At 53.1% G+C, this 8,440-nt stretch carries 9 protein-coding genes and 1 pseudogene; 9 read left to right on the top strand and 1 reads right to left on the bottom strand.

The genetic code is table 11. The annotated features are described in order from the left end of the window. The first annotated feature begins 717 nt into the window (after positions 1–717). The 8 genes from G565_RS27115 (at position 718) to G565_RS0119450 (ending at position 7,188) form a co-directional block, all read left to right on the top strand. Positions 718–867, top strand: a complete 150-nt coding sequence (locus G565_RS27115) for a hypothetical protein (protein ID WP_169579686.1) — start codon at positions 718–720, stop codon at positions 865–867. Positions 868–1,117: 250 nt separating this feature from the next. Continuing rightward, positions 1,118–1,789, top strand: a complete 672-nt coding sequence (locus G565_RS0119480; protein WP_037340470.1) for a GntR family transcriptional regulator — start codon at positions 1,118–1,120, stop codon at positions 1,787–1,789. Between the two features lie 83 nt (positions 1,790–1,872). Further along, positions 1,873–2,913, top strand: coding sequence for an ABC transporter substrate-binding protein (locus tag G565_RS0119475; protein WP_051208298.1), 1,041 nt, complete (start codon positions 1,873–1,875; stop codon positions 2,911–2,913). A 115-nt stretch (positions 2,914–3,028) separates the two neighbouring features. After that, a complete protein-coding gene (locus tag G565_RS0119470) occupies positions 3,029–3,796 on the top strand; it encodes an ABC transporter ATP-binding protein (protein WP_028672327.1) in 768 nt (255 codons plus the stop codon). Next, positions 3,789–4,625 (top strand): ABC transporter permease, encoded by an 837-nt coding sequence (locus tag G565_RS0119465; protein ID WP_037340467.1) that lies wholly within the window; start codon positions 3,789–3,791, stop codon positions 4,623–4,625. Before G565_RS0119470 ends, G565_RS0119465 begins: the two co-directional genes overlap by 8 nt. Continuing rightward, positions 4,622–5,890: an FAD-dependent oxidoreductase gene (locus G565_RS0119460; protein ID WP_028672325.1), complete on the top strand. Its 1,269-nt coding sequence runs from the start codon at positions 4,622–4,624 to the stop codon at positions 5,888–5,890. Before G565_RS0119465 ends, G565_RS0119460 begins: the two co-directional genes overlap by 4 nt. Further along, complete coding sequence (locus G565_RS25045; RefSeq protein ID WP_051208296.1) at positions 5,887–6,732, top strand: shikimate dehydrogenase family protein; 846 nt, start codon at positions 5,887–5,889, stop codon at positions 6,730–6,732. Before G565_RS0119460 ends, G565_RS25045 begins: the two co-directional genes overlap by 4 nt. Before the next feature lie 3 nt (positions 6,733–6,735). After that, a complete protein-coding gene (locus G565_RS0119450; RefSeq protein ID WP_028672324.1) occupies positions 6,736–7,188 on the top strand; it encodes a cupin domain-containing protein in 453 nt (150 codons plus the stop codon). Positions 7,189–7,403: 215 nt separating this feature from the next. Here the strand turns inward: G565_RS0119450 and G565_RS0119445 are convergent, their stop codons facing one another. Continuing rightward, the gene (locus G565_RS0119445) at positions 7,404–8,072 is read right to left on the bottom strand and encodes an ABC transporter substrate-binding protein (RefSeq protein WP_157600165.1); all 669 of its coding nucleotides are present in this window, start codon (positions 8,070–8,072) and stop codon (positions 7,404–7,406) included. A 128-nt stretch (positions 8,073–8,200) separates the two neighbouring features. Here G565_RS0119445 and G565_RS0119440 point away from each other — a divergent pair. Further along, positions 8,201–8,440: pseudogene (locus G565_RS0119440) on the top strand (IS1380 family transposase); the annotation flags it as partial.

Here is an 8,440-nt window from a genome sequence, read left to right as displayed (position 1 = left end):
TATCGTTCTTTCGAAGGCTTTAGAACGAGCATACTGTTTCACTGTGGGAAGCTGGATATGCTGCCATAGGGTTCCACAGAGTTTTACGAAGAGCCCAAAAACCAAATAGTCGGGGTCATTGTCGATGATTTTTGTGTGACCAGATGCTCTAAAAGTACCCTAAAATTCTAATCAGCCTAAGAACCAGTGATAGAGCGGATCTTGCCCATAAACCTTATGGTAGACACACGTAATTTAATGAATTACTATGCCTTTTTGGTTGTCCTGACATTGCCAAGGTTGGGGTCGCGAGTTCGAATCTCGTTTCCCGCTCCAAATTAAAGATGAAGCAGCCAAGGGTTGCTTTTTCTGTTTATGGGAACCGAGATTGCATCTCGTTGCGATCCATCACGTCCCTGTGATGACCCCTTCGGGCGCTGACGCGTCGTAAAACGCTCCTGACGTTTAATCCCGCTCCAAATTAAAGATGAAGCAGCCCAAGGGTTGCTTTTTCTGTTTATGGGAACCGAGATTGCATCTCGTTGCAATCCATCACATCCCTGTGATGACCCCTTCGGGCGCTGACGTATCGTTAAACGCTCCTGACGTTTAATCCCGCTCCGAATATAAACGAAAGCCGCCCAGGGCGATTTTTCTGTAGTGCTTTTAATAGCTGCTGCCAGGCACCCTGAAAAGCCCTTATGCTAACAAAGTCGGCCAATTGCTGATTGGGATACAATGAGCATTCCCATCCTTTTCCGTAATCTTTCGGCTGCCCACTTGCCGAATATTCATACAGAGCCTGTTGCCCGCGTTCTGGCTGAAAAGGCCGAGTTTGAAGGTTTTCTGGCGTTGACCCTGGGTGATTTCACTGCCCATTATCTCTAGCCAGTGCGACGATTTTAACGCGCTAACTGGTACTCCGCCGATTGTTGAGAAAATACCAGGTAGACCATCCGGTTCGTCCTCACCTACCGCACGAAATCCCATAACCGACACCTAAGATAGTTCCAGCTGCGCAATTACTCCAACCGTTCTACCTGCGGGTCTCAGCGTTTCACCATTTGCCAATGACAGCACCTAGAGTCATCCATAAGATTAAAAATATTGAAGATTTTAACTATTTTTGGAAATTGTGATGTTCGGACGCAAAGACAATGAAGCCGGTACTGTCGTTGCTGTGCTTGCAGCAGCGCTGAGGCGTGACATCGCCTTTGGCGAGTTGCCGCCAGACGCCAAACTGAAAATTGAACCACTGCGCGCCCGGTATGGCGGCAGTGCTCATTCAATGCGCGAGGCTTTGGTGCAGCTATCGGTGGAAGGTCTGGTTGAAGCGACGGCACAACGCGGGTTTCGCGTTGCGTCGGCCACTCAGGCTGATCTGGAAGACATCACTCGCTTGCGAGTAGAGATCGAATGTCTCGGTTTACGCTGGTCTATGGAAAAAGCGGATGTCGACTGGGAGGGCCGAGTGGTTGCTGCCCGGCATCGGCTGTCGCGAATCGAGCAGGACATCGCGTCAAACCCATTGGCGCTCGCCATGGAGTGGGAGGAGTTCAATCACCGCTTTCACACCGCATTGATCGATGCTTGCGGCTCACCCCGATTACTGGAAATGCACGAACGGCTCTATAACCAAAGTCGGCGCTTCCGACTGGCGGCACTGAACGAGGGCGTTGTTGACTTTGAAGCCAGCAAGGCCGATCACGACACGCTCATTGATGCCGTTCTGGATCACGATCCCGACACAGCCATCAACACCTTAAAAGCCCACATTATTGGCCGAAATGGAAGGTCGAAACATCATTAAAGGAGCAAGCACGTCAGGCTTCTGTCTGGCAGACCCGGTGGCGCTATTCGTTTAGTGATCGCCACAATCACAGGAGAAACTACATGCGTAGAACAACTACAAAAACACTAAGCTCATTGATCGTTGCCAGCTTGGCCGCCACCGCGCTTGTGACAGGCCCGGCCTTTGCCGAAACCAGTGCGGAAGCTGAAACCATACAGGTCGGTGCACTGCGACTTGGGTCCCATGCTCCAAACTACATCGCCTATGAACGCGGCTACTTTGCAGAACAGAACCTGGACGTGGAGTTTGTGTTCTTCGATGCGGCCCAGCCCATGGCTGTGGCCATTGCCTCGGGTGATGTTGATTTTGGTCTGACGGCCGTCTCGGGTGCACTGATTAACCTGGCTAATCGGGGCGCGGTGAAAGTGGTAGGTGGTGCATTGCAGGAGGAACCGGGTATCGATGGGCAAATGATTCTAGCCTCGAAACCCGCGTATGACCGGGGACTGACCAGCCCTGAAAAATTGGCGGGCTACAGCTACGGCATTACCCAAGCCGGTTCGTCGTTTCACTATATGGCGTCGAAAATAGCGCAGGAGTCCGGATTCGACACCTCGGCTATTACACTGCGGCCACTGCAAGGCGTCGGTAACATTATTGGTGCGCTGCGCACTGGCCAAATTGATGCCTGGTCGATAGTTCCCAATTTGGGCAAGCCGCTTTCCAACAGCGAGGAAATAGTGGGCATCGGCTGGGTTGCCGACTACATTCCAGACTATCAGGTTACAACGGTTTTCACCTCAGCGGAGATCGCGAGCGAACAGGGTGACCTGGTCAGACGCTTTCTGGCTGGTTTCTCCAAGGGTGTCGCAGACCACAACGCTGCTCTGGTTGATAAAACCACCGATGCCGGCGAAGTAGAGTCTGTTATCCGCATTATTGCCGAGTACATCGCGCCTGATCAGCCGTACGAGCGTTCGTCGGTGTCTATTCAGAACGGCGCCATGCGCATCAATGAAAACGCCAGAATGAACGTCACCAACCTTCGCGACCAGCTCGAGTGGTTCCAGCAGGAAGGTTTGGTATCCAGCGATATCGCCTTTGAGACTGTTTTCGACACTCAGTACGTCGACACTTACTAAGGTTCTATTCGTGTCACACGACCCCGCTCTGGCTGGGTCGTGCTGACGCTGCCGGTATGCACGATCAGCGTTCACGATAAGCCCTTGCGATACGCTTTACTACAGGAGCATCCGAATGGATTTGTCTCTCAATAACATTCACCATCAATACGGTGATGTGAATATCCTGTCGGACATCAATTTCGACATTAATAGCGGTGAAATTGTCTGCATAATCGGCCCGTCCGGGTGCGGCAAGTCGACATTATTGCGATTTCTGGGCGGTTTGGAACGACCCACTTCCGGCGAGGTTCTGCAAATTGGCTCGCCACCGGACAGCTGCCTTAACCCTCTGACCTATATTTTTCAGGACTTTGCCCTACTGCCCTGGCGAAGCGTGGAAGGGAATATTTCGCTGGCGCTTGAGGATCATCGGATTCCAGCCGATCAGGCCTCGGCCATCATCAATGATGTACTTGCACGAACAAAACTGACCGATTTTCGCAAAGCGCTGCCACGCCAGCTATCTGGCGGTATGAAGCAACGCGTTGCCATTGCACGTGCACTCTGTGTTAACCCCGCTGTTCTGTTGATGGATGAACCTTTGTCAGCACTGGACAGTCAGACTCGCGAACTGCTGATGGACGATCTGGTTGATCTGTGGACGCGAGAGCAATTTACGGCTTGCTACGTAACCCATAATCTCGCCGAAGCCGTTCGCCTTGGGCACAAGATCGTCGTGCTGTCACGACGCCCGGGGACCATTCGCGAGATTGTTGAAATCGATACGCCGCTGGCCGATCGAAAAAAAGACATCGTGGCGATGGAACAGAAGCAGGAATACCTGTGGAATCTGATGCGAGACGAAGCGCTGGCCGCTGATATGGAGTTAACCGATGACTGAATCCCTGTCTACTCGTGGAACCTCGGCACGATCAAGCTCAACTGCCGCTAAACCCGTCCCCTTTCGTGGTGGCGGATTTCGTACGTCGCCGATTCCCTGGATATCACCCGTGGTCTTTATCGGCCTCATCGCATTCTGGCACTGGGGTTCAACCAGTGGCTTTATACCCGCGTTAGTGCTGCCCTCCCCCGGGGAATCACTACAGGCGTTTATCAACCTGTTTGAATCCGGACTGCTTTGGTTGCATGTCAGTGCATCCTTGCAACGACTGCTGATTGGCTGGACCGCTGGAACAATACTGGGCATCAGTGTTGGCTTGTTCGTGGCCTTGTCGTCTATCGGGCGTGCCGCCATCGCTCCGTTGGTGGCGGCTATTATGCCCGTCCCCAAAATCGCCTTATTGCCCCTGTTCATCATCTGGTTTGGTATTGGCGAGGGCTCCAAAGTGGCCACGATCCTGTTCGGGGTATTCTTCCCGACGGTAATATCAACCTTTGGCGCTGTGGATAACGTCGACCGGACCCTGATTCGCATGGGTCAGTCCTTTGGGTTGAGCTGGTCTTCCATCGTTCGCAAGATTATTTTTCCGGGTGCACTGCCAGCAATCCTGTCTGGATTCAGAATTTCGGCGTCAATCGCCATTATTTTGCTGGTTGCCGCTGAGATGATTGGTGCACAGTACGGTATTGGCGCTTATGTGTTGCTGGCAGGCAGCCTGATGGCGACTGACCAGTTGATCGCGGGCGTTGCCATTCTGTCGGCACTCGGGCTGACCGTCTCCTACCTGATCGGCCGCGCAGAACGCTATTTTCTGGGGTGGCGCACATGAGTCATCTCGAAACTACTTACTATGACGTGGTCGTATGCGGCGGCGGTGCCGGTGGCGTGGGTGCTGCCATCGGTGCTGCCAAGGCCGGGGCTAAAGTGTGTCTGGTGGAGAAGTATGGATTCCTCGGGGGCGCGGCAACCACCTCTCAGGTATTGGCCTACTGTGGTTTGTACCAGCAGGGCAAAGACCCTATTCAGGCGGTAGCCGGTGTTGCTGAAGAACTGTTGACCGAACTTCGAGCTCTCGGGCTCAGTGCAGACCCGCATTGTTCTGAAACAACCGGAAACTGGATTGTGATGCTCGATACCGAGCTGCTGAAGCTGGCACTGGATCGGCTACTGCGCAAGTACCAGGTCGACATTCATCTCCATACCCGATGCGCCGCCGTCTCACGCACTGGCAAGGATATCGAAGCGGTAACCCTCGCGGGCATGGAAGGCCGCAGCCGGGTTGTTGCTGATGCTTTTGTCGATGCGTCTGGTGATGCCAATCTGGCTATGTTGACCGGTGTTGACTATCAAATCGGCAATCGCGAACACAAGCTACAAGCGCTGACCATGCCACTTCGCATCGGTGGCGTTAACCCTTCTGTCAAGATAGACCGGGCCAACCTGCAGAAGGCGATTGGCGACTACAATATAAACGGCCAGTTCCCCATTGCCCGAACCGACGGCGGCATCCTGATCCGGCTGCCTCTGTCCCGGGATCTGTGGTGGATGCTGGTCGACTTACCTCTGGATGATCTGACCTCACGCAGTTTTACCACGGCCGAAATGAATGGCCGGGAAATGGCACACGCCTACCTCGCCATGCTCAAACAACTGCCCGGTTGTGAACAGGCTTATCTGGTCAGCACCGGGCCTCAGGTTGGCGTGCGCGAAACCCGACACCCGGAAAGTCGTTACACCATTACCCGTGACGACATTCTGGAAGGCGCTGAGCGCGAGGACTCGGTCGCAAGGGCTGCCTGGCCCATCGAATTGCATGCTGAAGCCGGCAAACCGGTTTATCATTCCATTGGGGGGCGCGGTTTCGCACAGGTACCCTACGATTCGCTCCGCGCCAAGGGAGTCGACAACCTTTGGTATGCCGGCCGCGTGATAGGAGCTGATGACCAGGCTTATGGCTCCGTACGCGTTATGGGGACCGCTTTTGCGACGGGTCAGGCTGCCGGCGTCGCTGCTGCCGACTTTGCCGATCGTCATCATGTCAGTGATGTCTCTTCCGTTCAGCGACAATTGCTGGCTCAGGGTGCGATGTTATGACACCGGCCCCCGCTTCTTTCCAATTGAATGGCAATACCCGGATTGTCCCCATGCTGGGCGATCCCATCGGGCAGGTGAAAGCTCCATCCGGTCTAACTCCGGCTCTGCAGCACCGAGGCCTCAATGCTCTGGTTGTGCCCTGGCATGTCAGGGCGAGCGATCTGGAAAGCACCCTGGCTGCCTTGTTAACCGTACAGAACGTCCCGGGTGTTGTGCTGACCCTTCCCCACAAGCTGGACGCCTATCCACTCTGCGACCAGACCAGTGCCAGGGCCCATATCATTGGCGCGGTAAATGTCTTGCGCAAGAACAAGGCCGGTGGCTGGTATGGCGACCATACCGACGGCATTGGCTACTTGAACGGCCTGCGATCGCGTGGCTTTAACGTCACCGATTGCCGGGCGCTGGTGATCGGTGCGGGGGGGTCGGGCTCGGCCATTGCCTGGGAGCTACTGGAGCAGGGAGCGCAACAGGTAGCTATTTATGATGTCGATCCCGCCAGGGCCAAGGCACTTGTTGGCCGATTAAACAGCCTCTTTTCCGGAAAAGTTAAGCTGAGCGATAATCAACCTGAGGGCTATGACTTGCTGGCCAACGCCTCCCCGGCCGGTATGAAGCCAAACGATCCCTATCCGGTCAGACTGGAAGGTATTCTACCCCATCAGCTTTTAGCAGACGCCATCACAGAGCCCGCCGTTACACCCTTTCTTGAATACGGAACTCGCCTGGGTTGCCGTACTATGAACGGTGCTGATATGTTCAATGGACAGGTTGAAGCACTGGCGGACATCCTTTTTCCGGAAACCGCCGACTCGTACAATGACCACCATCAGGAATCATGACTCATGCTGATTACCGCAGAACAGATTGCTAACTTGCCACAGGAGCGCAAAACGCATTTCCTGAACCCTCAGGCCATTCGACATGATCGCTCTTTGGGTGATGCGGCAGGTTTAAAGAACCTGGGGGTGCATCTGATCAGCATCGAGCCTGGCTGCTATTCAACCGAACCTCACACTCACCATTATGAAGAGGAGTGTTTGTTAATCCAACAAGGTTTCGGTGAAGCGCTACTGGGTGACGTTCGATCCCCGGTAGGGCCAGGTGACTTTCTTGCTTACCCGACCCACGGCCAGGCGCATTCGCTATATAACAATGGCTCCGAGCCGTTGGTCTGCCTGGTCATCGGGCAGCGACGGCCGTTCGACATTACCGACTACCCCAACCAAGGGAAACGGTTCTTTCGGCATGACGGCAATAAAAGCCTCATTGACCAGGGTGATATTGAAAACTTGTAACTGGCATTCTACTGCCAAAGCAATTCCATACACGCTCTGGCTCTGCACAGTCAGTTGAGAAGTCGTCGGAAATAACAAAGCACAAGCACAAGCCAGACACAGATAACCCCGACCGGCGGCAAGGCTTTGTATTAACTGAGTTCGCCTTATAGCCGCCCATGGGAGGGGAAACCGCCGAGTACCGGAAGAACGCCCGAGAAGGGCGTTGCCTTCACTTACAAAGCTTGTCCCACCTGATCAATCGCAGTTAGCATATCGGCACTGCTCGCCTTATTGATACCGAGATACACATCGACTGACTTCACTATCCAGGCGGGTTGGGGAGTCGGGTACCCTGCCTGGCGAGCTATGCTCTCTGCGTTCACATTATAAGTTACCCAAGCATCAATATACCCCAGGGTAAGCTTCTTGAGATTCAGAGCATCGTAAGGCAGCTCCTCTATGTCAACGCCTTGCTCGGTTAAATAGCGGGAGAGTGTTGAATTTTGATAGCCTCCAACGCGAAGATCCTTCAAGTCATCTACACTTTCTATGGTCAGCGTGCTGTTAGGCCGGACATAGACAACCCACTGATACTCTGCCAATGGTCCGACGAACTCGAATATCTCACTCAACGCTTCATTTTGTTCAATGGGGAAAATCCCATAGTCTTCTCTTTGGGACGCTCGCCGGTAGGAGATAGGCCAGCTTCGCAATTGAATTCGGTAATCGACGTCGATCTGATTGAGCATCTGTCGAACACGTTGAGTTGTCTGATCTTCAAGTTCTATGGCAGCCGCCTGACCCTGTAAATCAGTGTTGTAATGAAATTGGCCATAGTCCTCTTTCATCACCGTAAAGTCTGCGGCCTGCACCGTAGCAGCCCCTAAAACCAGCATTGCCACTACGATCCGTTTCTTTAATAGTAACCTGAATCCGTAGGTTAATAATAAAAAAACGGCCTATAGCCCTCTATTTGCGCCGAATTTTGCTAAAATAGTCCCCTCAAATAGATCACCTACTGAGTGAGTAAATGAAGCGTTTCAAAATCGTACAATCCGATGCAGATATCATCAGTCACAGTGGCTTAGCACTGATTGGTCAAGCCGTAAATCGACACACCTATCTTACACAGCAAATTGACGCACTGGTTCCATTGCGCCACGGCATAAAACATTCGGATGTGATCAAAAGTTATCTAGCGATGCTATGTATTGGTAAAAATGATTTTGAAGCGATCAATACGATCGAAAGTGAACATTACTTTATGGAT

Source organism: Saccharospirillum impatiens DSM 12546, assembly GCF_000423605.1.
Classification (GTDB): Bacteria; Pseudomonadota; Gammaproteobacteria; order Pseudomonadales; family Natronospirillaceae; genus Saccharospirillum; species Saccharospirillum impatiens.
This window is presented reverse-complemented; position numbering and strand designations above follow the sequence as displayed.

Coding starts and splice junctions, on each gene's coding strand:
- G565_RS0119475 (WP_051208298.1), top strand. CDS start 1,873: ATGCGTAGAACAACTACAAAAACACTAAGCTCATTGATCGTTGCCAGC.
- G565_RS0119450 (WP_028672324.1), top strand. CDS start 6,736: ATGCTGATTACCGCAGAACAGATTGCTAACTTGCCACAGGAGCGCAAA.
- G565_RS0119480 (WP_037340470.1), top strand. CDS start 1,118: ATGTTCGGACGCAAAGACAATGAAGCCGGTACTGTCGTTGCTGTGCTT.
- G565_RS27115 (WP_169579686.1), top strand. CDS start 718: ATGAGCATTCCCATCCTTTTCCGTAATCTTTCGGCTGCCCACTTGCCG.
- G565_RS0119465 (WP_037340467.1), top strand. CDS start 3,789: ATGACTGAATCCCTGTCTACTCGTGGAACCTCGGCACGATCAAGCTCA.
- G565_RS0119470 (WP_028672327.1), top strand. CDS start 3,029: ATGGATTTGTCTCTCAATAACATTCACCATCAATACGGTGATGTGAAT.
- G565_RS25045 (WP_051208296.1), top strand. CDS start 5,887: ATGACACCGGCCCCCGCTTCTTTCCAATTGAATGGCAATACCCGGATT.
- G565_RS0119460 (WP_028672325.1), top strand. CDS start 4,622: ATGAGTCATCTCGAAACTACTTACTATGACGTGGTCGTATGCGGCGGC.